The organism is Streptomyces kunmingensis, from assembly GCF_039533535.1.
GTDB classification, from domain to species: Bacteria; Actinomycetota; Actinomycetes; order Streptomycetales; family Streptomycetaceae; genus Streptomyces; species Streptomyces kunmingensis.
In genome coordinates, this window is the sequence record NZ_BAAATS010000068.1 from 22706 (window position 1) to 45115 (window position 22410).

The following is a 22410-nucleotide window of genomic DNA, read 5'->3' on the forward strand; positions in this document are numbered from 1 at the left end:
GGGTCCGTACGCGTTCTGGGTGCCGGAGGGCATGCGCTCACGCCGGCACTGATCAGATCAGGGAGCCAACAGGATGCCACACGCGCCTCTCTGACAGCGCGTGGGGATTGCTCCGTATCGGGCTCTCACGTGCCCGTTTGCCGCCCGAGTCGCGAACTTTCCAGGAGTTGTGAGACGAGAGCGGACAAAGTGACAGAACGGTCGGAAGTGATGGGCGGGAAGGGAGCGCTGTCGCCCCGCGACGGGCTAAGTTGGTTACGCCGTCGGCCACTTCGGCATACGACGCCATCCGGCCGGACGCCCGGACCGTAGCCACAGCCGTACGAGAAGTCCCCCGCGGCCGGCGAAGGCAGCGACCGGGCCACGGCCGTCACCACGCCCCCACGTATGGCTCCGCCACCGAGGAGGAGTACCGCATGTCCCCCGAGCCCCAGGCCGCCGGCGCGAACGCAGAGGCGGCCGCCGCCGCCCGCGCAGAGGAAGCCGGGTCCCCGGCACCGGAGGCGAAGACGCCGGATCCGGCGGCCACCGAAGGCCGCCGCGAAGGCGAGCCCGCACCGACGCCTACGCCCACCCCGGCGCCATCGCCGTCATCGTCACCGTCACCGTCACCGTCACCGTCACCGTCACCGTCACCGGATGCTGCGTCGACGCCCGAAACGGCTGAGAAGAGCGCTGCGGCGCCCAAGGAGACCGTCGCCGTGGCGGTGGCCGTCGCCACGGCGCCTCCGGGCACCAAGTCCGGTACCGGCGTGGTCGGCGGCCGCCCCAGCAAGCCGGTCCTGGCGGGAGCCGCCGTCGCGGGCGCCGTCCTGATCGCGATACCGCTGCTGCTGATCGGGAGCGCGGACGACGACGGGCGCGACGACACGGCGAAGAGCGCGGTCGCGGCGGGCTCCGACACCGTCCTGAACCCGGAGTCCGCTCTCGGCGCCCCGGGCGACTACGTGGCCGAGAAGCCCAGCGCGTCCCCGCGCAAGGACAAGCCGAAGAAGAGCGAGCCGCCGAAGGTCGCTCTCGCGAAGCCCCCGGCCGCCGCGCCCACCCCGCAGAAGACGGCGACGAGCGCGCCGCCCAAGAAGAAGAAGAAGCCCACCCCCAAGGCGACCCCGACACCGCACTGGACCTCGGCGACCGTCTCCGCGCCCAGCGTCCTGGAGGTCAACCAGGCCTGGACGACCAACCGCATCCGGATGGTCATGCAGTCCGACGGCAACCTCGTCGTCTACAACGAGAAGGACAAGCCCATCTGGGCGGCCATGACCTTCGGCCCCAACCACCGGGCCATCTTCCAGAGCGACGGCAACCTCGTCATCCACAACGGCGACGACCGCCCCATCTGGGCCTCCAAGAGCCACGGCCACGCGGGCGCGCAGCTGGTCCTGCGGGCCGACGGCAAGGTCGTCATCGTGCAGAACGGCGGCGTCATCTGGTCGACCTGACGACCTCGGCGCCGGCGCGGGGCCCGGCGCTCAGGGGTGCGTCATCGAGACCACGAAGACCATGGGGTGGTCCGGGTTGGAGCGGTTCACCACGATGGTCTGGGTCGGGGACGGGTCCTTCTGGCTGCGCGTCAGGCCGTACCAGGGGCCGGGGCCGGTGAACTCCCAGCCGGCCACGTTCCGGTCGCGGTCGCTGATCGCGAGGTCGCCCTTCTTGAGCTCGTCCGTGTCGCTGCCGGCCCTCTTCAGGAACGTGTCCAGGCCGGCGTTGCTGGTGAGGAACTGCGCGTACAGGCGGCTGACCTTGTAGTTGTTCGTCTCGTAGTAGGCGACGTTGCGGGAGTACCCGGGGATCGGGGTCTCGTAGAGGCGACGCTGCACCTTGGACGGCCAGCCGATGGTGAGGCCGGTCGCCGAGTACTTGGCCTCCTTGTCCTTGCCGCTGTTGCGGCTCTGGTTCGCGGAGATCACCAGGTAGCCGGCGGGGATCCCGATGAGCAGCACGATGGTCAGGAGGGTGAGGGCGCGGCGGCGGATGACGCGCCCCCGGTCCGGGGCCTGGCGCGGCTCCTCGTCCGGGGACGAGGGCTGACGGGGCACGGTCGTCATGGCTGGCATTTCCTGTCGCTCTGGTCTCACTGGCCCTCGGCGCCGGTGCGCGTACGCGCGTACCTCTCGTAACGCTCGTAGCGTTCCACGCGGCGGCGCTTGGCGCGGCGGAAGCGGCGGGCGACGAGGCGGGCGAGGTCCGCGGCGCCGACCATGCCGGCCTCGGGGCCGAGCTGGGCGCGGGCGATACGGGCCTCGGGGCGGTAGCCGCGGCCGGTGAGGTGGCGCTTGAAGGCGTCGCGGGCGGGTCCGATGAGGAGGTCGTCGGCGGCGGAGACGCCACCGCCGATGACGAAGCAGGACGGGTCGAGGGCGGCGGCGAGGTTGGCGATGCCGACGCCGAGCCACTGGCCGATGTCCTGGAGCAGTTCGACGCACATGGCGTCGCCCTCGCGGGCCAGCTGGGTGATGAGGGGGCCGGTGATGTCGGGGACGCTGCCCTGGACCCGGTCGATGATGTTGTACGCGACCGGGGAGTCGGCGGCGGCGAGCTCGCGGGCCTCGCGGACCAGCGCGTTGCCCGAGCTGTACTGCTCCCAGCAGCCGCGGTTGCCGCACGGGCAGCGGTGGCCGCCGGGGACGACCTGCATATGGCCGAACTCGCCGGCCACACCGAACTTGCCGCGCTTGACCTGGCCGTCCTCCAGGATCGCGCCGCCGATACCGGTACCCAGCGTGATCATGACGAGGTGGTCCTCGCCGCGGCCCGCGCCGAACCGCCATTCGGCCCAGGCGGCGGTGTTCGCGTCGTTGTCGACCAGGACCGGGACCGAGAGGCGGCCCGCGAGGCGGTCGCGCAGCGGCTCGTTGCGCCAGGACAGGTGCGGGGCGAACAGGACGCGGTTGCGGTCCGCGTCGACCCAGCCGGCCGCGCCGATGCCGACCGCGTGGACGTCGTGCCGGTCGGAGAGGTCCAGGACCAGCTCCGTGATGGTGTCCTCGACGACCTTCGGGCTCTTCGACTTGTCGGGCGTCTCGGCCCGCAGCGTCTCCAGGATGGCGCCGTCCGCGTCGACGACGCCCGCCATCACCTTGGTGCCGCCGATGTCGATGCCTACGGTGGGGACGCGCGGGGCCGTCAGGTGCGAGCGGCGCTCCCTGGTGCCGACCGTCCGCAGGACGGTGGCCCGGGCGCTGCCCCGGTGGGCGAGGTCGCGGTAGGTGCTCATTGCGGCGATTCTGCCTCACGCGTCGGCTCCGCCGCGATCCGGGTTTCTGGTCCGGCGGGGTGCCCCGCGCCCCGGGAGGTTTTACGGCTGCGGGCCGGTGGGGGCTTCTTGCGCCGTTCCCCGCGCCCCTTCCAAGACCGAACTTCGCCCGCGGGCCGGTGGGGGCTTCTCGCGCCGTTCCCCGCGCCCCTGAGATGCGCACTGCGTGCGCCATCTCAGGCCTGGGGCTGCGGCGGAGCCGCATGCTCCAGGGGCGCGGGGAACTGCGCGACCAGCCCCCACCGGCCCGCGGACGAAAACGCTCCTCCCAGGGGCGCGGGGAACTGCGCGACCAGCCACGACGCGGCCCGCACCCGCCGACGAACAGCTCAGCGCTACAGCGAACCCGCCGACGAACAGCTCAGCGCTACAGCGGACCCGCCGACGAACAGCTCAGCGCTACAGCGGACCCGGGTTACTTCTCGACCCCGCCCGCCCCATGCCCGCCCAAATGCGTAGGCACAGGCGCCCGCTCCAGCTCATGGCGGAGATCGTCCAGCTCGTTGCCGCCGGCCATCTGCCGGGTCAGCTCGTCCAGCGAGATCTCGTCACGGGTATGGCTGCCGAACATCGCCCCGCGCTTGAGCAGCACGAACCGGTCGCCGACGAGATACGCGTGGTGCGGGTTGTGCGTGATGAGGACCACGCCGAGCCCCGCGTCCCGCGCCGCCGCGACGTACTTGAGGACGACACCCGACTGCTTGACGCCGAGCGCCGCGGTCGGCTCGTCGAGGACGAGGACCTTCGCGCCGAAGTACACGGCACGGGCGATGGCCACGCACTGCCGCTCACCGCCGGACAGCGTGCCGACGGGCTGGTCGACGTCGCGCAGGTCGATGCCCATGCGCAGGAGTTCCTCGCGGGTCGTCCGGCGCATGAGGTCGACGTCCAGGCGCTTGAAAGGGCCCTTGCCCTTCGTCGGCTCGGAACCGAGGAAGAAGTTGCGCCACACCGGCATCAGCGGAACGACGGCGAGGTTCTGGTACACCGTGGCGATACCGCGGTCCAGGGCCTCCCGCGGGTTGGCCAGTTTCGCCTCCTCGCCCTCGATCGAGAAGGAGCCCGCGTCGTGCCGGTGCAACCCCGCGATGATCTTGATGAGGGTGGACTTGCCGGCGCCGTTGTCACCGAGGACGCAGGAGATCTCACCCGCGTTCACGACGAGCGACACGTCTTCAAGGGCCCGGATGTTCCCGTAGTACTTGCTGACGCCGTCGAGCTCGACCAGGGGCGTACGCGCCTCGGGGGCCACGTGGTCCGTACTCACGTGCTCCGTACTCACTTGATCGCCTCCGCGCGCTTACGGACCCACGCGTTGAGCAGGGTCGCGAGGAGCAGCATCGCTCCGAGGAAGAACTTGAACCAGTCCGAGTTCCACTCGGCGAACACGATGCCCTTGCTGGTCATGCCGAAGATCAGGGCGCCGATGGCCGCGCCGACCGCCGAGCCGTAGCCGCCGGTGATCAGACAGCCGCCGATGACGGCCGCGACGATGTAGATCAGCTCGTTGCCGACGCCTTCGCCGGACTGCACGACGTCGTACGAGAAGAGCAGGTGCTGGCCGGAGATCCAGGCGCCGAACGCGACACCCATGTACAGGCCGATCTTGGTCTTGTTGACCGGGACGCCGACCGCGCGGGCCGCGTCCAGGTCGCCGCCGACGGCGAAGATCCAGTTTCCGGCGCGGGTGCGCAGCAGGATCCAGGTGGCGACCAGGATCAGGGCGAGCCACCAGAGAATCGTGATCTTGAAGTCGACGCCGCCGATGGTGAACGTCGAGGCGAAGACGGACTTCGCGGAGGAGAAGCCCTCCATGTCTGAGATCGACTTCGTCGAGACGGTGCCGCTGATCAGCTTGGTGAAGCCGAGGTTCATGCCGGTCAGCATCAGGAACGTGCCCAGCGTGATGATGAAGCTGGGCAGTTTGGTGCGGGTCAGCATCACACCGTTGAAGACGCCGATGGCGAGGGTGACCAGCAGGGAGACGAGGACGCCGACCCAGGTGTTCGCCGTCATCTGGTAGCTGAACATCGACGAGATCAGCGCTGACGAGGTCACGAGGACGCCCGCCGACAGGTCGAATTCGCCGCCGATCATCAGCAGCGCGACCGGCACGGCCATGATGCCGAGGGTGGAGGCCGCGTAGAGGACGGTCGCGAGGCTGGTGGCCCGCAGGAAGCTGTCCGCGAAGATCGCGAAGAAGATGAAGACGGCGACGGCACCGACCACCGAGCCGAGCTCGGGGCGGCCGAGCAGCTTCTTCCAGGGTGAGGCCCGCAGCATTCTCTCGTCGAGCTGCGGTTCAGGAGTCGTGGTCGTCATCGTGTCCCCCGCTTCGCGTACTGCGCGAGCTCGGCGGCCTGGTCCTTGGTGACGACCTGCGGTCCGGTGAGGACCGGCTGGCCGCCGCCGAGCACGTTGGCGTTGTACCGGTAGAGCCACAGCAGGTCCACGGCCTGGTAGCCCTGGAGGTAGGGCTGCTGGTCGACGGCGAAGCCGAGCGAATCGTCCTGGAGGCCCTGCGCGACCTTCTCGTTCAGGTCGAACGTGTCGATCTCGGCCTTGCTGCCCGCGTCCTCCTTGGCCTTCACGGCGGTGGCGGCGAAGGGGGCGCCGAGCGTGACGACCGCGTCGACGGAACGGTCGGACTGGAGCTTGGCCTCGATGGAGGACTGCACGTCGGGCATGTTGGTGCCTTCGACGTACAGGTTCGTCATCGTGCCCTCGAAGGTCTCCTTCGCACCCTCGCAGCGCTGCTCGTGGCCCACGTTGCCCTGCTCGTGCAGGATGCACAGCGCCTTCTTCTTGCCGCGCTTGTTGAGCTCCTCGCCGACGGCCTCGCCCGCGATCTTCTCGTCCTGCCCGATGTGCGTGAGCGCGCCGAACTCCTTGGACTCCGCGGAGCCGGAGTTCACCGTGATGACCGGGATGCCGGCCTTCTCGGCGCGGGCCACGGCCGCCTTCATCGCGGCCGGCTTGGCGAGCGTGACGATGATGCCGTCGACCTTCTTGTCGATCGCGGCGTCGACGAGCTGCGCCTGCTGGTTGGCCTCGTCGTTGTGCGAGTAGAGGAAGTTGATGTTGTCCTTGCGGGCGGCCTGCTCGGCACCGCTCTGGACGATGTCCCAGAACGTGTCGCCATCGCCCGAGTGGGTGATCATCGCGAAGGTCCAGCGCGGGGTGTTCACCGCGGCCTTGCCCTGGGCGGTCTGCGCCTTCCTGGCGTCCTCCGCCCGCTTGCCGCCGGTGCTGCTGCATCCCGCCAGCGTGAGGCCGAGCGCCCCCGCAACGGCGAAGCTCACCCAGGTCCGAAACCGTGCCACGAGGCCGTGCCCTTCTTGGTCTGCTGCGTCGTACACCGGGACCGGCGACGGGCCGGCCCCGGCGGACCGTCGACCGGTCCTAGAGGACCACTTTGCGGTCCCAAACGCACAAGTATGGGTCACGGGGATCATCCAACGGTTCACCGGGTACCGCGCGCGGTGTACTTCTCCAGCTGGGGTACGTCCTTCTCGGTGACGAGCGCGGGCCCGGTGAAGACGGGTTTCCCGCCGCCCAGCACGTTGCCGTTGGTCTTGTAGAGCCACAGCTCGTCGACGGCCAGGTAACCCTGCAGGTACGGCTGCTGGTCGACGGCGAAGGTGACCTCCTCGGCCTTGAGCCGCCGGACGACCTCGGCGTTCAGGTCGAAGGTGGCGATCTCCGCCTTGCTGCCGGCGCCGTCCTTGGCCTTCACCGCGAGGGCCGCGATCGGGGCGCCGAGCGCGACGATCGCGTCGATGGACTTGTCGGCCTGGAGCTTGGCCTCGATGGAGGACTGGGAGTTCGGGGCGTTCGTGCCGTCGACGTTGAGGTTCTCGACGGTGCCCTTGAAGGTCTTCTTGACGCCGGCGCAGCGCTGCTCGAGGGAGACGTTGCCCTGCTCGTGGATGACGCACAGCGTCTTCTTGCGGCCCTCTTCCGCCAGCCTCGTACCGACGGCCTCGCCGGCCACGGACTCCTCCTGGCCGATGTGGCTGAGCGCGCCGTACTTCTGCGAGAACTCGGAGCCCGAGTTGATGGAGACCACCGGGATGCCCGCCGCCTTCGCCTTGCCGAGCACCGCCTGCATGGCCTCCGGCTTGGCGAGGGTGACGACGATCCCGTCGACCTTCTTGTCGATCGCGGCCTGGACGAGCTCGGCCTGCCCCTTGGCTTCTTTGTCGTTCGAGTAGAGGAAGTCGACGTTGTCCTTGGCGGCGGCCTGCTTGGCGCCGCTGCGCACGATGTCCCAGAAGGTGTCGCCCTCACCGGAGTGCGTGATCATCGCGATCTTGAGGCGGGGCGTGGACACCCCCTTGCCGCTCTGCGAGTCGTCCGCCTTGTCCTCGGAATCCTTGCCGCCCGATCCACTGCAACCGGCGGCGAGGGCGAGCACCGCGACGAGGGCCGCGGCCGTGCGAGCTGTGCGGGTCGTGCGCGCCGTTCTCGTCGTGCGCATCGTGGAGCCACCTCTCCTCCGGCCGCGCGGTGCGGCTGGAGGAGTTTGTAGCGGGGCCCCCTCGCAGCGTCAATGAATTTGTCAGAACATTCGGACCACGGTCGCGGCCCGCCGCCCTGTCAGCCGCCTTCAGGACCGTACGAGGAGCTGGAACTCGAAGGAGTAGCGCGAGGCCCGGTACGTGTGCGAGCCGAACTCGACCGCGCGGCCCTTGTCGTCGAACGTCGTGCGCTTCATCGTCAGCAGCGGCGCCCCCGTCGGCTCGCCGAGGCGCTCGCCCTCGACGGCGGTGGCGGCGCGCGCGCCGACGGACTGGCGGGCGCTGTGCAGCGTGATGCCCGCGGCGCGCATCAGCCGGTACAGGCCGGTGGCCTCCAGGCGCGCGTCCTCCAGCGCGAGCAGGCCGGTGGGCAGGTGGTTGCACAGGTACGCGACCGGTTCACCGTGGGCGAGGCGCAGCCGCTCGACGCGGTGCACCTCGTCGCCCTCGCCGAGCGCGAGCGCGGCGGCGATCTCGGCGGAGGCGGGCACGAGGGTGTTGGCCAGGACCCTGGTCTCGGGGCGCTGGCCCGCGGCCTCCAGGTCGTCGTAGAGGCTGGACAGCTCCAGGGGGCGTTTGACCTGGCTGTGCACGACCTGGGTGCCGACGCCGCGCCGCCGCACGAGCAGTCCCTTGTCGACGAGGGACTGGATGGCCTGGCGGACGGTGGGCCGGGAGAGGCCCAGGCGGCCGGCCAGCTCGATCTCGTTGCCGAGCAGGCTGCCGGGGGTCAGGGCGCCGCGCTCGATCGCCGACTCCAGCTGCTGGGAGAGCTGGAAGTACAGCGGGACGGGGCTGCTGCGGTCGACGCTGAGTTCGAGCGGGACGGTCGGGTCGGCTACGGGTTTGGCCACGGGCCGAGCGTAGCGGCGGGAGATGTTGACGGGAAGTCCTGAAGTTCGATTGTCCGGACAAATGGAGGGGCCGGGAACGCGTGTTTGTCAGGACAAAGGATTGACAGTATGTGGGCGGGACGGCACGTTGGGTCCATGCGCATCGGACTCATCGGAACGGGCCGGATCGGAACCTTTCACGCGGGTGTGCTGGAGCGGTACCGGGAGGTCGGCTCGCTCGTCGTCACCGACGCCGAGCCCGCGCGGGCCGCGGCGCTGGCCGACCGGATCGGGGCGACCGCGGCGCCGAGCGTCGACGAACTCTTCACGTGGGGCGTTGACGCCCTGGTGATCACCGCGGCCACCGCCGCGCACGCCGAGCTGATCGGGCGGGCGGCGCGGGCCGGACTGCCCGTCTTCTGCGAGAAGCCGATCGCCCTCGACCTGCCCGGGACGCTGGCCGCCCTGCGTGAGGTCGAGGCGGCGGGCACGATCCTCCAGCTCGGCTTCCAGCGGCGCTTCGACGCCGGGTACACGGCCGCGCGGGACGCCGTGCGGGCGGGGTCGCTCGGGCGGTTGCACACCGTGCGGGCCATGACCTCCGACCCGGCGCCGCCGCCCGCCGCGTATCTGCCGCTCTCCGGCGGCCTCTACCGGGACTGCCTCGTCCACGACTTCGACATCCTGCGGTGGGTGACCGGACGCGAGATCGTCGAGGTGTACGCGGCCGGGTCCGACGCGGGGCCCTCCATGTTCCGGGAGGCGGGAGACGTCGACACGGCGGCTGTCGTCCTGACCCTGGACGACGGGACCCTTGCCACGGCTACGGCTACGCGGTGCAACGGGGCCGGGTACGACGTGCGGATGGAGCTCTCCGGTGAGCGGGACACGGTGGTCGTGGGCCTCGACGACCGGACGCCGATCGCCTCCACGGAGCCGGAGGGGCCGCCGGCCGCCGCGAAGCCGTGGCCCGGGTTCCTGGAGCGGTTCGCTGCCGCGTACGAGGCCGAACTGAAGGCGTTCGTGGATGTGGCGCGCGGGGAGCGGGTCAATCCCTGCGACGGGTTCGAGGCGTTGGCGGCGTTGCGGGTGGCGGAGGCTTGTGAGGTGTCGCGGGCCGAGCGGAGGGTTGTGCGGGTGGAGGAGGTACCCGGGGTCTGATCGGCTCGGGCCCCTTCTTTTTGCGCAGTTCCCCGCGCCCCTGGCAGGGCTGGTCGCGCCCCGCGGCGGAGCCGCTGATCGACACAGTCCCGCGCCCCTGGCAGGGCTGGTCGCGCCCCGCGGCGGAGCCGCTGATCGGCACAGTCCCGCGCCCCTGGCAGGGCTGGTCGCGCCCCGCGGCGGAGCCGCTGATCGGCACAGTCCCGCGCCCCTGGCGGGGTTGGGCTACCAGTGCACCGGCAATGTGCGCGTGCCTCGCATCAGCAGGCCGGGGAGCCAGGCGTTCGGGGCGTCGGAAAGGGTCAGGCCGGGGCAGCGGGTCAGGAGGGAGCGGATGGCCGTGCGGCCCTCTATGCGGGCCAGGGGGGCGCCCAGGCAGAAGTGGATGCCGTGGCCGAACGCCATGTGCCCGCGGGCGTCGCGGCGGATGTCGAAACGGTCCGGCTCCGCGAAGCGGCCGGGGTCGCGGTCGGCCGAGCCGATGCCGATCAGGACGGGCGCGCCCGCCGGGATCACCCGGCCGTCGATCTCGACCGGCTCCGCGGCGAAGCGGTGCGTCGCCGTCTCCACCGGGCCGTCGTAGCGCAGCATCTCCTCCACCGCGCCGTCGAGAAGGCTCATGTCCGCGCGCAGAGCCGCGAGTTGCTCAGGGTGCGAGAGCAGAGCCCGCACCCCGTTACCGATCAGGTTGACCGTCGTCTCGTGGCCGGCGACCAGCAACAGGAAGGCCATGGCGCGCAGCTCGTCCGGGGAGAGCCGGTCGCCGTCCTCCGCCGTGGTCCTGATGAGCGCGCTCAGCAGATCGTCGGCGGGATCGGAGGCCCGCTTGTCCTCGATCAACGCGTCCAGGAACTCGGCGAGTTCGACGTAGACGCTGCTCTCTTCGTCGACGCTCGTCGGCGCGACCACCTGCGTCGACATCCGGCGGAAGCGCTCCCGGTCGATGTCGGGGACGCCGAGCAGCTCGCAGATGACGATGAGAGGGAGCGGGAAGGCCAGCACCGCGATCAGGTCGGCGGAGCCGCGGGGCACCATGTCGTCGAGCAGCTCGTCGGTGATCTTCTGGATGCGGGGTGCGAGTCCGGCGACCCGGCGCGGGGTGAACTCCCGGGTGACCAGGGAGCGCAGCCTGCCGTGCTCGGGCGGGTCCGCGAACAGCAGATGGCGCCCGATGAGGGCGTCGTCGAAGCCCCAGGGCGGGGACTTGACCAGGCGCGGATCGGTGAACGCGGCCCGGGACGCCTCGTGCCCGACGATGAGCCACAGCTCCTCGCGGGGCCCCGGCCCCGGCGTACGCACATGGTGCAGGGCGCCGCGCCTGCGCAGCGCGTCGTACACGGGGTAGGGGTCGGCGTAGAACGATCGCGCGCCGTCCGCGAACTCGTCGAGGTCGACGGTCTCGCCCAGGTCTGCCATCGCGTGCTCCCCGCTCTCGTCCCGGCCGCCGGCCGGCGCCGTCCGCTCACCCCATCCAACTCGCGCCGCTCACGATCCGTTCCCGCTCGGCCCCGCCCGTCTCCAGGAACCGGGCGAGCGGCAGCGTCGCCGCGCCGACCGTGACCGCGTCGGCGCCGAGGCGGCCCAGTTCGACGGTGGTCTGCGCGAAGGGGTGGCGCAGCGCGTACGAGGCGGCCGCGCGGCGCACCGGTTCGATGAGGCGCGGGCCGAGCAGCAGTCCGGCCCAGCCGCCGACGACGATCCGCTCGGGGTTGAAGAGGTTGACGAGGTCGGCGATGCCCGCGCCGAGGAACTCGGCTGTTTCGTCCAGGAGTTGACCGGTGTCGGGGGCGGCCAGGAGTTCGGCGAGCGCGCCCTCCTCGTCCTGCGCGGTCCAGCTGCCGCCCGCCTCCCGCCACCGCTCGAGGAGCGCCTCCGCGCCGACGTACGCCTCCAGGCAGCCGCGCGAGCCGCACCGGCAGAGGCGGCCGCCGACCTGGAGGACGGTGTGGCCCCACTCCCCCGCGCTGCTGGAGGAGCCCTGGTAGGGCACGCCGTCGGCGATGACGCAGGCGCCGACGCCGGAGCCGATGAGGGTGATCACCGCGTTCCGGGCGCCGCGGCCCGCGCCGAACCACATCTCGGCGCGGCCGAGGGTCTTGGCGCCGTTGTCGACGAACAGCGGGATCTGGGGCGGGAGTTCGCCGGGGGCGCGCAGCATCGCTTCCAGGGGTACGGCTTCCCAGCCGATGGTCTGGCCGTGCACGACCGCGCCGGAGGCGCCGGAGGCGTCCACTATGCCGGGCACCCCGATGCCGACGCCGATGAGCGAGGCGGGCGTCACGCCGGTCCCGGCCAGGACCTCGGTGAGGCCGCCCGCGATGAGACGTACGATCTCGTGCGCGTCGTACGTGCCGTCGGGTGCGGCGAGGGGCAGCGGGGCGTCCACGCGCGCGAGTTCGCTCAGGGACAGGTCGAACAGCTCCACGCGGACCCGGGTCTCGCCGACGTCCACCCCGACGACGTGCCCGCTGCCCGGCGCGACGCGCAGCAGGGTGCGCGGACGGCCGCCGTCGGAGTCGACGGAGCCCGCCTCCTCCACGAGCCCGTCGGCGACCAGCTCCGCGACGACGTTGCTGATGGAGCCCGAGCTGAGAGCCGTGAGCGGGCCCAGCTCCTGTCTGCTGAGCGGTCCGTCGAAGTAGAGCTTGCTCAGTACGGTGGCCCGGTTGTTGCGGCGCAGATCGCGCACCGTCCGCCGACGTGGTCCTGCCATTCTTCGCTCCACCCCTTCACCCCTGCACCCCACACTTAGATCACGGTGTGAAATTTACCGTGACACATCACCCGTGCCCCGCCCGCTGTCGGCTGTCAGCCGTCGAGCAGGCCCGCGTCGTGCACCAGCAGTGCGATCTGTACGCGGTTGTTGAGGTCGAGCTTGGTCATGATGCGGGAGACGTGGGCCTTGACGGTGGGGACGCTGAGATAGAGGGTCGCGGCGATCTCCGCGTTGGACCTGCCGTGGCCGATCCCGACGGCGACGTCGCGTTCCCGGTCGGCGAGGCAGGCGAGGCGGCGGCGGGCGCCCGCGGTGCGGACGTCGCGCTCGGAGGCCGCGGCGTGGGTCATCAGCTGACGGGTCACGGCGGGCGAGAGCACGGGGTCGCCGGCCACGACGCTGCGCACGGCGTCGAGGATCTCGGCGGGGGTGGCGTCCTTGAGCACGAAGCCGGCCGCGCCCGCGCGCAGCGCCCGCAGCACCTGCTCGTCCGCGTGGAACGTGGTGAGGACGACGACCTCGGGGGCGTCCGTCCGCGCCCGCAGCCGCTCGGTGGCCGTGAGGCCGTCCATGTTCGGCATGCGGATGTCCATGAGGACGACATCGGGCCGGACCGTCCCGGCGACCGCGAGGGCCTGTTCGCCGTCGGCCGCCTCGCCGACGATGACGACGTCCTCGGCCCCGCCCAGCATGAGGGTCAGACCGGAGCGGACCAGCGGGTCGTCGTCGACGAGCAGCAAACGGATCGCGTTCATGGGGTCACCGTAGCCAAGCGGGGACCGGCGTCGTGCGGATCGCTCATCCGGTCCACGGCAGCCAGGCCCGGACGACGAAACCGCCGTCGGGCCCCGGCCCGTGGTCGAGGCGGCCACCGGCGAGGGTGGCCCGTTCGGTCAGACCGATCAGGCCCTGCCCGGAGCCGGGGACGTGCGGTACGGCGCCGGGCGGGGGCGGGTTGCTGACCGTGATGGTGAGGCCGTCGCCGGGGGCACCGCCGACCGCGACCGTGACCTCGGCGCCGGGGGCGTGCTTACGGGCGTTGGTCAGACCCTCCTGGGCGATGCGGTAGGCGGTGCGGCCGACGGAGGCGGGGACGGCCTCAGGGTCGGTGACGTCCAGGACGAGGCCGACCTTCATACCGGCTTCGCGGGACTCGGCGATCAGCGTGTCCAGCGCCTTCAGCGTGGGCTGGGGGCGGCCGGAATCCTCGCCGTGGTCGGCGGCGCGCAGCACACCGATGATCTCGCGCAGGTCCTGCAGTGCTTCGTGCGCGCTCTCCCGGATGACGCCGGCGGCGCGGGCGATCTCCGCCTGGGGTGCGTCGGGCCGGAACTCCAGGGCGCCCGCGTGCACGCTCAGCAGCGTCAGCCGGTGGGCCAGGACGTCGTGCATCTCCCGGGCGATGGCCTCACGGGCCAGCCGCTGGGCCTGCTCGGCGCGGAGCGCCGCCTCGGTCTCGGCGCGGTGGGCGCGGTCGCGCAGGGAGAGCAGGAGCTGGCGCCGGGAGCGGACGAACATGCCCCAGCCGACGACGGTGACCGTGACGACCACCGTCCACGCGACAGCGGACAGGTACGACGAGTTCGGGTCGGGCCGCAGCCAGAAGAAGAACGGGACGACCACGAGGGAGGCGCCCGCGGTCCAGCCCACGTAGCGGAACGGGCGGTGCACGGCGAGCGTGAAGAACGCGATCATGGCCGCGCCGCCGGAGGAGTTGGACAGGAAGCCGACCGGGATCATCGCGACGGCCAGGCCGAGCGGCCAGCGTCTGCGCAGCCAGAGCGCGGCACAGGCCAGGGCGCCGAGCAGCTGGTCGACGCCGGCCAGGGCGTGCGGGGTGTTCGGGTCGTCCCAGACCTGCTCGGCGAAGATCAGTCCGCAGAAGACGGCGATCAGGAAGCAGCTGAAGTCGACGATCCAGTCCCGCACGGTGCGCCGCCGGCGGCCCGGGTGCCCGTCCGCGTCCAGGTCCATCTCGTCCATGACGGCCGAGGGCAGCAGCCGGCGGCGCCACGGCAGCGGCGGCCCGTCCGCCGGCGGTGGGGTCACGGTCTGCTGCGAGGGCTCCATGGTCGACAAATCTACGCACGCCGGATGCGGCACGCCGCCTGTTGCGCCCGGTGCGCGACCAAAGTCGTACGGCCAAGGACTTCGGTCGCACGGAAGCGGTCCGGAAAGCTACTCATGCCGAACGTGCCTCGCCCCGCGGCCGATGTGCGTGGGAGGTCCGCGGGGCGAGAGTTCCTGGCATGAACAAGAAGCAGCTCTGGGAATTGGTCGAGGTCATTGCCGCGTGTGTACTGATCCAGGCGGCGGTCGGCCTGCTTCACGCGTGCACGGGGTGGCTGGACTGGGGGCTGGTCCAGCACATCGGCTTCCTCGACGGCCGCGAGGTGTACGGGAGCATCGCGCTGGTCGTGCTCGCGTTCGCCCTGATCGCGGTCGCCGAGAGCCGGAAGAAGAGCTAGGGACTCAGCGCTTCAGCAGTCGTGGTCGACCAGGTCGAACGACGCGTAGTGGTCGGACGTGTAGTAGTCCTCCTGGTTCGACTCGCCGGTGACGATGCGGCGGGCACCGCGGTCGGAGGAGCCCGGCGTGATGACCGTGTACTCGTGGTAGTAGCCGGTGGACTGGGACGGCAGGACGCCCTCGCGGTTCTGGAAGACGGTGCCGTCCTGGTCGTACGGGTACGGGCCGCCCTGCGCGATGAGGTCCAGGGTGTCGTGCGCCTGGGACGGCAGCGCGGAGTAGCAGATGTCGCCGACGGCTGCGGCGGAGAGCGAGGCGGAGGCGGTGACGGGGGCCGGGGCCGCCTGGGCGGCGACGGTGGCGGGGCCGCCGACGAAGAGGGCGGCGGCGAGGGCGGCGACGCTGATGAAGCGTGGGGGAATCTTCATGCCGCTCAGCATGACGCGCGTAGACGGGTACACGTCAACAACAACTGCCGCATGTTTTCCGGGTGTTCACAAGTGCCCCCTCTGCCGTCGGCCTTGCCGTCCGATTGCCGCCAGCTTTCGTCCTCGTACGCCGCTGTACTCGAAGTCACAGCGACAACCGATGACTTCAGGAGCATTCATGGACAGCAAGGTGGCTCTGGTGACCGGCGGCAGCCGTGGCATGGGCGCGGCGACGGCACTGCGGCTCGCGCAGGACGGCTTCGATGTGGCGGTCACCTACGTGCACGGCAAGGAGGCGGCCGACGAGGTCGTGCGGCGGGTCGAGGCCCTGGGGCGGCGCGGGTTCGCGGTACGCGCCGACTCGGCGGACGCGGGCGAGGCGGCCGGCGCGGTGGCCCTGACCGTGGAGCGGCTCGGCCGGCTCGACGTCCTCGTCAACAACGTCGGCGTCGGCGTCCTCGGCCCGCTGGAGAGTTTGAGCCTCGCCGACGTGGACCGGGTGCTCGCGGTGAACGTGCGCGGTGTCTTCCTCGCCTCGCAGGCCGCGGCACCGGTCCTGGGCGAGGGCGGCCGCATCGTCACGATCGGCACCTGCATGGCCAAGCACGTGCCGGGTCCGGGCGGCACGCTCTACGCGATGAGCAAGTCGGCCCTGATCGGTCTGACGAAGGCGCTGGCCAGGGAGCTCGGTGCCCGTGGCATCAACGCGAACATCGTCCACCCGGGGCCGATCGACACGGACATGAACCCGGCGGACGGCCCGTACGCGGCGGGCCAGGCGGAGGCCACGGCGCTCGGCCGGTTCGGCACGGCGGACGAGGTGGCCCGGACCGTGGCCTATCTCGCGGGTCCGGCCGCCACGTACATCACGGGCGCGGAGCTCGCGGTGGACGGCGGGCACGCCGCGTAGGAACAGCGCGGGCAACAGAATGCGGGGCACACCGGTGCTGTCGGGCCGGTGTGCCCCGCAGGCCTTGCGGGGTGCGTGCTACGCGCCCAACTCCGCGCGGCGGGCCGCCAGTTGCGCCGTGCCCTGCTCCGTGAGGGAGCCGAACAGGCGCAGGCGCGAGATGCCGCCGTCGGGGTAGATGTCGACACGGGCGTGGGTGCCGACCGCCGGGGTGTCGAGCACGAAGCGGTGGTTCGTGTCGGGCTGGAGGCGGGTACGGGGCAGTACCTCGACCCAGTCGCCGTCGGCACCGTCCTTGACGGAGACGGACGCCCACCCGGCGCTGTTCCCCTTCAGGTACGCCGTGTCGATCTCCAGGGCGCGGATCTGGGCTTGCGCGACGAGCTGGTAGCGGATCCAGTCGTTGCCGTTGTCGCGGCGGCGCCGGGTCTCCCAGCCGTCGTCCATCTTGCGGGAGTAGCCCGGCTGGATGGTGTTGGAGGCGGGCGAGTAGAAGAGGTTCGAGGCGTCCTCGGCGTGGCCGCCGTTGGCGAGGGCCACGACGTCGAAGGTGCCGAGCGTGGCGAGCCACTGCGGGTCGGGGACGACCTCGCCGTGCACGCGCAGGCGGGCGATGCCGCCGTCGGGGTGCTGGTTGACGCGCAGGTGCGTGAAGCGCTGCCGGACGTCGACCTCGAAACCGTTGGCCGCGTGGCCGCCGACCGCCGTACGCGGGACGAGCGTCGTCCACTTCACGTCCGGGGCGAGCAGCTCCTCGGGCGTGGGGGCGCCCGCCACCGAGGTCGCCTCGACGGAGACGGCCTGCGGGTAGTTGCCGCGGAAGTGGGCGGTGTCGACGACGATGCCGCGGATGACGCCGGGGGCGCCGAGCCGGACGAGCGCCCAGTCGTGGTCCTCGGCGGTGGGCCACGGGTGCTCGGGCCCGGTGCCGCGGCGACGGCGGGTCTCCCAGCCGTCCATGATCTTGCCCTTGTGACCGAAGTGCTCCGGGTCGAACTCGGCGCGCCCGGCGACGAGGAGGTTCTCGCGCTGCGCGAAGAACTCGTCGTTCGCGGCGATCACCCCGGCGCCGAGCGTGCGTGCCGCGAGGTCGGCGTACCGGGTGAAGGGGAAGTCCGCGGTGCGGTAGTCGGCGTACGGGTCGCCGCCGCCGTACGGGCTCGCGTCACCGGTGAAGCGGGGTATCTGAGAATTCTCGGAGGATGCGGCCACGGTGTTACTTGGTCCTTTCGAGCAGCTTGCCCTGCGGGGCGGTGAACTCGCCGTCGGCGACGATGCGCATCCCGCGCAGCCAGGTCGACTTGACGACGCCGTGCAGCGTCTTGCCCGCGTAGGCGGTGACGCGGTTGCGGTGCTGGAGCGCGGCCGGGTCGACGGTGAAGGTCTCGTCGGGGGCGAGCACCGCGAAGTCGGCGTCGCGGCCGACCGCGATGGCGCCCTTGCGGTCGTCGAGGCCGACCAGCTCCGAGGTGCGCGCGGACATCCAGCGGACCACGTCGTCGAGCGAGTACCCACGCGCGCGGGCGGCGGTCCAGATGGCGGAGAGGCTGAGCTGAAGCCCTGAGATGCCGCCCCACGCGGTGGCGAAGTCGTCGGTCTTCAGCTCGGCGGTGGACGGCGAGTGGTCGGTGACGACGCAGTCGATGGTGCCGTCGGCGAGGGCCTGCCAGAGCAGGTCCTGGTTGGCGGCCTCGCGGATCGGCGGGCAGCACTTGAACTCGCTGGCCCCGTCCGGGACTTCCTCGGCGGTGAGCGTGAGGTAGTGCGGACACGTCTCGACGGTCAGCTTGACGCCCTCGGCCTTGGCGGCGGCGATCAGCGGCAGCGCGTCGGAGGAGGACAGGTGCAGGATGTGGACGCGGGCGCCGATCCGCTTGGCGGTGTCGATGAGCCCCTTGATCGCGGTGTCCTCGGAGATGCGGGGCCGGGTCGCGAGGTAGTCGTCGTACTTGGGGCCGCTGGTGTGCGGGGCGGCGTCCAGCTCGTGCGGGTCCTCGGCGTGCACGATGAGCAGCCCGCCTTCAGCACCAAAACCGGCGATCTCCGCCATGGAGGCGGTGAGCCGCTCGTTGTCGAGGTGCGGGAACTCGTCGACGCCGGACGGCGACAGGAAGCACTTGAAGCCGAAGACGCCGGCGTCGTGCAGCGGGCGCAGGTCCTTGACGTTGTCGGGCAGGGCGCCGCCCCAGAAGCCGACGTCGATGTGGGCCTTGGCGGCGGCGACCTCCTGCTTGGTGCGCAGGTTGGCGACGCTGGTGGTCGGCGGCAGCGAGTTGAGCGGCATGTCGACGAGGGTCGTGATGCCACCGGCCGCGGCGGCGCGGGTGGCGGTCCAGAAGCCCTCCCACTCGGTGCGCCCCGGGTCGTTGACGTGGACGTGCGTGTCCACGATGCCTGGCAGCAGCGCGTCGTCGCCGAAGTCCTCGAGCCGGGCGCCCGCCGGTACCTCCGCGTCGTGCGCGAGCACCGCGACGATTCTGCCGGCGGCGACGGCGACCGACGCGGGCCGCGTACCGTCGGGGGTGATGACGCGGGTCGAGCGCAGCACCAGTTCGACTTCGGCTCCCGGCACCCCGGACCTCCTTGTACTCGTACGTCGACGTACTTGCGATTCAACGTTCTGTTGAAGCTTCCTCCGCAGGAGTTTTCCCTCCTGGTTCGCGGTCCGTCAAGGGTCCGCGGCATGCTCCGGGTGTCCTGAGCGAGCTTTGGACGTTTCCACAAAGTGAAATTATGATTCCGGTAGGCAGAATGTAGCTACGAACGAACTTCAGGGTCAAGGGATCACTGGTCAGGAAACCGCCGGTAGGCTGCACCCCCGCCCGCTTGTCCTCGAAAGGAACGCGCTGTGCCGACGTCCGACGCCAGCACCACTGATGCCGCCAAGTCCGCGCCCAGCGGCGGTGTCCAGTCCCTCGAGCGCGCCTTCGACCTCCTGGAGCGGATGGCCGACGCCGGCGGCGAGGTGGGCCTCAGCGAACTCTCCGCGAGCAGCGGCCTCCCCCTGCCCACGATCCACCGCCTGATGCGCACCCTGGTCGCCTGCGGCTACGTACGCCAGCAGCCCAACCGGCGCTACGCGCTCGGCCCGCGCCTGATCCGTCTCGGCGAGTCCGCGTCCCGGCTGCTCGGCACGTGGGCGCGGCCGTATCTCGCCCGGCTCGTCGAGGAGACCGGCGAGACGGCGAACATGGCGCTGCTCGACGGGGACGAGATCGTGTACGTCGCCCAGGTGCCTTCCAAGCACTCGATGCGGATGTTCACCGAGGTCGGGCGCCGGGTGCTGCCGCACTCCACGGGTGTGGGCAAGGCGCTGCTCGCGCACACGCCGGCCGGCGAGGTGCGGGCGCTGCTCGCGCGGACCGGGATGCCTGCGGCGACCGAGAAGACGATCACCACGGCCGACGGTTTCCTCGACGCGCTGGAGGAGGTGCGCCGCCTCGGGTACGCCGTCGACGACAACGAGCAGGAGATCGGTGTGCGCTGCCTCGCCGTGCCGGTGCCGAACTCGCCCACGGCGGCGGCCATCTCCATCTCCGGACCGGCGGGGCGGGTCACCGAGGCGGCCACGGACAAGATCGTGCCGGTGCTTCAGCAGGTGGCGCGGGAGCTCTCCGAGGCGCTGGCCAGTACGGGTTCGGCTTCTTAGGGGGCCTGGCGGGGTCCTGACCGGGGTCCTGACCGGGGGTCTGGCGGGCGGGTTGTCGGGTGCGGCTGCGTCGTGGGTGGTCGCGCAGTTCCCCGCGCCCCTCTGAGGTGCGGCTCCGCCGCGACCCGTCGTTGCTCGCCCGCAAGCCGGTGGGGACTTCTCGCGCCGTTCCCCGCGCCCCTGGGGCGCGCGGCTTCGCCGCTGGCACGCTCTTGAGGTGGTGCACGACGTGCGTGTCTCAGGGGCGCGTGGAACTGCGTGAGCAACCCACGACGAGCCGCGGGCGCGTCCGCTCCGGAACCACGCAGACGCAACCGCGGGTCGGACGGGCCTCAGCGCACAGCTCACGGCGCGCAGAAGTCGCCCGGGGTCATCCGGCGCAGGGTGCGCCGCTCCGCCCGACGGACCGAGCGGACCGGGACCGAGAGGACCGGGCACAGCGCGTGCCGCCGGACGTACCGGTGCACCGCGGCGCGACGGCCTCGTACGCCGATGACGAGCAGGTCCCCGGGGCGCGACGCCAGGGCGAGCAGGGCAGGGCCCGGCCGGTCGCGCACGACCCGCAGCGACAGGTCGAGGCCGCGGGGCGAGGGGCCCAGCGTCTCCGCGACGGCCCGGGTCAGCTCCTCCCGTGCGGCAGCGCACCAGTGCCGGGCCCACTGCGCGTCCGGGCGACGCCGGTACATGGCCTCACCCTCGGGCGGCTCCCAGGCGAGGACCGCGACCAGCGGCCGGGCGGAGCGCCGCGCCTCGTCCGCCGCGGAGCGCAACGCGGCTCGGCTCGCCGGGGACCCGCCGACGCCGGCCACCACCCGGCCGGGCCCGCGCTCCTCCTCGTACATGGCACTCCTCCTCGCCTCCACCGCCCAGGCCACTTCTCCTCGGCCACCGCCGAGTCTGTAGGCTGATTGGCCTGGACAGCAGGGCCAATATCGGGGATGTGGCATGGCGGTGGAGTCGGCGGTCCGCAGCGTGGGCGGCAGGCGGCTGGCCGAGCTGGTGACCGGCGTCGCCGGACAGCGGCCGGGCTACCGCGCGCTGGCGCAGGGCGTGCGGACGCTGCTGCTCGACGGGCGGATCGCGCTGCGTACGAGGCTGCCGGCGGAGCGCGAGTTCGCGGGGTCGCTCGGGGTGAGCCGGGCCACGGTGACGGCCGCGTACGACCTGCTGCGGGAGAGCGGGTACGCGCACAGCAGGCGGGGCGCCGGGACCTGGACCGAGCTGCCGGCGGGCGAGCGGCCGGTCAGTGTGGCGACGCCCGCGGCCGGCGACGGGGTGATCGATCTGGCGATCGCGGCGCCGGGCGCGCTGGCCGACGAGCTGTCCGCGGCGTACGCGGCCGCGGCCCCCGACGTGGCCCGGCACGCCGTGACACCCGGCTACCACCCGTACGGCCTGCCGGAGCTGCGGGCCGCGATCGCCGAGCGGTACACACGGCGCGGGCTGCCGACGATCCCGGACCAGATCCTCGTCACGTCCGGCGCCCAGCAGGCCGTGTCGCTCACTCTCACCCTGCTGGGCCGGCCCGGCGACCGGATCGTGGTGGAGAACCCGTCGTACGCCAACGCCCTTGCGGTGATACGCCAGTTGGGGCTGCGGGCGGCGCCGGTACCGGTGACGGAGGACGGCTGGGACGCGGAGCTGTTCGGGGCGACGCTGCGGCAGGCGGCGCCCCGGCTCGCCTATCTGATCCCGGACTTCCAGAACCCGACGGGCCGGGTGATGCCCCGGGAGCAGCGCCGGCGGCTGATCGCGGGGGCCCGGGCCACGGGGACCTGGCTGGTCGTGGACGAGACCGTGGCGGACATCGCGCTCGATGTGCCGACCCCGCCGCCGTTCGCCTCGCTGGCACCGCACGGCGGCGGTGAACAGATCGTCACCGTGGGCTCGTTGAGCAAGGGGCACTGGAGCGGGCTGCGGGTCGGCTGGGTGCGGGCGGGCACGCGGCTGATCACCGAACTGACGACGCTGCGGGTCACCGCGGACATGTCCGGTTCCGTCCTCGACCAGTTGGTGGCGGGCCGGCTGCTGGCCCGCGAGGCGGACATCCTGGGCCGTCGGCTGCCCGTGCTGCGCGCGCAGCGCGATCTGCTGACCGCCTCGCTCGGCCGCGAATTCCCCGACTGGCGCTGGCAGTTGCCGCCCGGCGGTCTTTCGCTGTGGATCGATCTGGGCCGGCCGATCGCCTCGGCGCTGGCCCGGGCGGCGCTGCGGCACGGGGTGCGGATCGAGGGCGGGTCACGGTTCGGCGCGGACCCCGGCACGTTCGAGCACCGGCTGCGCTGGCCCTACACTCAGCCGGCCGAGGTCGCCGAGGAGGCGGTGCGGCGAGTCGGCGCGGCCCTGGACAGCGACCTCACCACCACGACCGAGGACCCGGGCCGCCCCCACTGGGTGGCCTGAACCCGGGCGCGGCGCGGGCCGGGCGCGGCGCGGGCCGGGCGCAGCGCGAGGCCGGGCGCAGC

Annotated in this window: 21 protein-coding genes; 6 read left to right on the plus strand and 15 right to left on the minus strand. The window is 71.9% G+C overall.

Features of this window, described 5'->3' with window-relative positions:
• The first annotated feature begins 701 nt into the window (after positions 1-701).
• Positions 702-1442 carry a mannose-binding protein gene (locus tag ABD366_RS42485; protein ID WP_324767968.1) on the plus strand — a complete coding sequence of 247 codons (741 nt, stop codon included), beginning with the start codon at positions 702-704 and terminating at the stop codon, positions 1440-1442.
• 30 nt (positions 1443-1472) lie between these two features.
• Here ABD366_RS42485 and ABD366_RS42490 read toward each other — a convergent pair whose 3' ends face one another.
• From ABD366_RS42490 to ABD366_RS42520, 7 genes are all read right to left on the minus strand, one after another.
• Positions 1473-2051 carry a sugar kinase gene (locus ABD366_RS42490; protein WP_324767967.1) on the minus strand — a complete coding sequence of 193 codons (579 nt, stop codon included), beginning with the start codon at positions 2049-2051 and terminating at the stop codon, positions 1473-1475.
• 26 nt (positions 2052-2077) lie between these two features.
• A complete protein-coding gene (locus tag ABD366_RS42495; RefSeq protein WP_324767966.1) occupies positions 2078-3220 on the minus strand; it encodes an ROK family glucokinase in 1143 nt (380 codons plus the stop codon).
• 454 nt (positions 3221-3674) lie between these two features.
• The gene (locus ABD366_RS42500; RefSeq protein WP_344443596.1) at positions 3675-4541 is read right to left on the minus strand and encodes an ATP-binding cassette domain-containing protein; all 867 of its coding nucleotides are present in this window, start codon (positions 4539-4541) and stop codon (positions 3675-3677) included.
• Positions 4538-5581, minus strand: coding sequence for an ABC transporter permease (locus ABD366_RS42505; RefSeq protein ID WP_324767964.1), 1044 nt, complete (start codon positions 5579-5581; stop codon positions 4538-4540). Before ABD366_RS42505 ends, ABD366_RS42500 begins: the two co-directional genes overlap by 4 nt.
• A complete protein-coding gene (locus tag ABD366_RS42510) occupies positions 5578-6582 on the minus strand; it encodes a sugar ABC transporter substrate-binding protein (protein WP_324767963.1) in 1005 nt (334 codons plus the stop codon). Before ABD366_RS42510 ends, ABD366_RS42505 begins: the two co-directional genes overlap by 4 nt.
• Positions 6583-6722: 140 nt before the next feature.
• Entirely contained in the window at positions 6723-7739 is a 1017-nt protein-coding gene (locus ABD366_RS42515) for a sugar ABC transporter substrate-binding protein (RefSeq protein ID WP_324767962.1), read from the minus strand.
• 129 nt (positions 7740-7868) lie between these two features.
• Positions 7869-8633, minus strand: a complete 765-nt coding sequence (locus ABD366_RS42520) for a GntR family transcriptional regulator (RefSeq protein WP_324767960.1) — start codon at positions 8631-8633, stop codon at positions 7869-7871.
• A gap of 135 nt (positions 8634-8768) precedes the next feature.
• On the opposite strand from ABD366_RS42520, the gene ABD366_RS42525 reads away from it, so the two are divergent.
• Entirely contained in the window at positions 8769-9773 is a 1005-nt protein-coding gene (locus tag ABD366_RS42525; protein ID WP_324767959.1) for a Gfo/Idh/MocA family protein, read from the plus strand.
• A 225-nt stretch (positions 9774-9998) separates the two neighbouring features.
• On the opposite strand, the gene ABD366_RS42530 is transcribed toward ABD366_RS42525, so the two are convergent.
• From ABD366_RS42530 to ABD366_RS42545, 4 genes are all read right to left on the minus strand, one after another.
• On the minus strand, positions 9999-11189 hold the full coding sequence (locus ABD366_RS42530) for a cytochrome P450 family protein (protein WP_324768976.1): 1191 nt from the start codon (positions 11187-11189) through the stop codon (positions 9999-10001).
• Positions 11190-11235: 46 nt separating this feature from the next.
• Positions 11236-12486 (minus strand): ROK family transcriptional regulator, encoded by a 1251-nt coding sequence (locus ABD366_RS42535; RefSeq protein WP_324768975.1) that lies wholly within the window; start codon positions 12484-12486, stop codon positions 11236-11238.
• 95 nt (positions 12487-12581) lie between these two features.
• Positions 12582-13244, minus strand: coding sequence for a response regulator transcription factor (locus tag ABD366_RS42540; protein ID WP_324768973.1), 663 nt, complete (start codon positions 13242-13244; stop codon positions 12582-12584).
• A 43-nt stretch (positions 13245-13287) separates the two neighbouring features.
• Positions 13288-14559 carry a sensor histidine kinase gene (locus tag ABD366_RS42545; RefSeq protein WP_324768972.1) on the minus strand — a complete coding sequence of 424 codons (1272 nt, stop codon included), beginning with the start codon at positions 14557-14559 and terminating at the stop codon, positions 13288-13290.
• A gap of 179 nt (positions 14560-14738) precedes the next feature.
• On the opposite strand from ABD366_RS42545, the gene ABD366_RS42550 reads away from it, so the two are divergent.
• The gene (locus tag ABD366_RS42550; protein WP_324768970.1) at positions 14739-14957 is read left to right on the plus strand and encodes a hypothetical protein; all 219 of its coding nucleotides are present in this window, start codon (positions 14739-14741) and stop codon (positions 14955-14957) included.
• Between the two features lie 12 nt (positions 14958-14969).
• On the opposite strand, the gene ABD366_RS42555 is transcribed toward ABD366_RS42550, so the two are convergent.
• Positions 14970-15386, minus strand: coding sequence for a ribonuclease (locus ABD366_RS42555; RefSeq protein ID WP_324768968.1), 417 nt, complete (start codon positions 15384-15386; stop codon positions 14970-14972).
• Positions 15387-15564: 178 nt separating this feature from the next.
• On the opposite strand from ABD366_RS42555, the gene ABD366_RS42560 reads away from it, so the two are divergent.
• Positions 15565-16296, plus strand: a complete 732-nt coding sequence (locus ABD366_RS42560) for an SDR family oxidoreductase (protein WP_324768967.1) — start codon at positions 15565-15567, stop codon at positions 16294-16296.
• 78 nt (positions 16297-16374) lie between these two features.
• Here ABD366_RS42560 and alc read toward each other — a convergent pair whose 3' ends face one another.
• A complete protein-coding gene (gene alc / locus ABD366_RS42565; RefSeq protein ID WP_324768966.1) occupies positions 16375-17508 on the minus strand; it encodes an allantoicase in 1134 nt (377 codons plus the stop codon).
• Positions 17509-17512: 4 nt separating this feature from the next.
• On the minus strand, positions 17513-18868 hold the full coding sequence (gene allB / locus ABD366_RS42570; protein WP_324768964.1) for an allantoinase AllB: 1356 nt from the start codon (positions 18866-18868) through the stop codon (positions 17513-17515).
• Positions 18869-19144: 276 nt separating this feature from the next.
• Here allB and ABD366_RS42575 point away from each other — a divergent pair, with 276 nt between their 5' ends.
• Entirely contained in the window at positions 19145-19945 is an 801-nt protein-coding gene (locus ABD366_RS42575) for an IclR family transcriptional regulator (RefSeq protein WP_324768963.1), read from the plus strand.
• Positions 19946-20289: 344 nt separating this feature from the next.
• On the opposite strand, the gene ABD366_RS42580 is transcribed toward ABD366_RS42575, so the two are convergent.
• Positions 20290-20787, minus strand: a complete 498-nt coding sequence (locus tag ABD366_RS42580) for a universal stress protein (RefSeq protein ID WP_324768961.1) — start codon at positions 20785-20787, stop codon at positions 20290-20292.
• A gap of 103 nt (positions 20788-20890) precedes the next feature.
• Here ABD366_RS42580 and yczR point away from each other — a divergent pair, with 103 nt between their 5' ends.
• Complete coding sequence (gene yczR, locus ABD366_RS42585; protein ID WP_344443601.1) at positions 20891-22348, plus strand: MocR-like transcription factor YczR; 1458 nt, start codon at positions 20891-20893, stop codon at positions 22346-22348.
• The last annotated feature ends 62 nt before the right edge of the window (positions 22349-22410 follow it).

What these genes read in the sequence shown, in the direction of transcription:
- ABD366_RS42555 (WP_324768968.1), bottom strand. Translation starts at nt 15,386, where the DNA reads ATGAAGATTCCCCCACGCTTCATCAGCGTCGCCGCCCTCGCCGCCGCC.
- ABD366_RS42580 (WP_324768961.1), bottom strand. Translation starts at nt 20,787, where the DNA reads ATGTACGAGGAGGAGCGCGGGCCCGGCCGGGTGGTGGCCGGCGTCGGC.
- ABD366_RS42540 (WP_324768973.1), bottom strand. Translation starts at nt 13,244, where the DNA reads ATGAACGCGATCCGTTTGCTGCTCGTCGACGACGACCCGCTGGTCCGC.
- ABD366_RS42530 (WP_324768976.1), bottom strand. Translation starts at nt 11,189, where the DNA reads ATGGCAGACCTGGGCGAGACCGTCGACCTCGACGAGTTCGCGGACGGC.
- ABD366_RS42545 (WP_324768972.1), bottom strand. Translation starts at nt 14,559, where the DNA reads ATGGAGCCCTCGCAGCAGACCGTGACCCCACCGCCGGCGGACGGGCCG.
- ABD366_RS42515 (WP_324767962.1), bottom strand. Translation starts at nt 7,739, where the DNA reads ATGCGCACGACGAGAACGGCGCGCACGACCCGCACAGCTCGCACGGCC.
- ABD366_RS42535 (WP_324768975.1), bottom strand. Translation starts at nt 12,486, where the DNA reads ATGGCAGGACCACGTCGGCGGACGGTGCGCGATCTGCGCCGCAACAAC.
- ABD366_RS42550 (WP_324768970.1), top strand. Translation starts at nt 14,739, where the DNA reads ATGAACAAGAAGCAGCTCTGGGAATTGGTCGAGGTCATTGCCGCGTGT.
- yczR (WP_344443601.1), top strand. Translation starts at nt 20,891, where the DNA reads ATGGCGGTGGAGTCGGCGGTCCGCAGCGTGGGCGGCAGGCGGCTGGCC.
- ABD366_RS42505 (WP_324767964.1), bottom strand. Translation starts at nt 5,581, where the DNA reads ATGACGACCACGACTCCTGAACCGCAGCTCGACGAGAGAATGCTGCGG.
- ABD366_RS42525 (WP_324767959.1), top strand. Translation starts at nt 8,769, where the DNA reads ATGCGCATCGGACTCATCGGAACGGGCCGGATCGGAACCTTTCACGCG.
- ABD366_RS42490 (WP_324767967.1), bottom strand. Translation starts at nt 2,051, where the DNA reads ATGACGACCGTGCCCCGTCAGCCCTCGTCCCCGGACGAGGAGCCGCGC.
- ABD366_RS42495 (WP_324767966.1), bottom strand. Translation starts at nt 3,220, where the DNA reads ATGAGCACCTACCGCGACCTCGCCCACCGGGGCAGCGCCCGGGCCACC.
- ABD366_RS42560 (WP_324768967.1), top strand. Translation starts at nt 15,565, where the DNA reads ATGGACAGCAAGGTGGCTCTGGTGACCGGCGGCAGCCGTGGCATGGGC.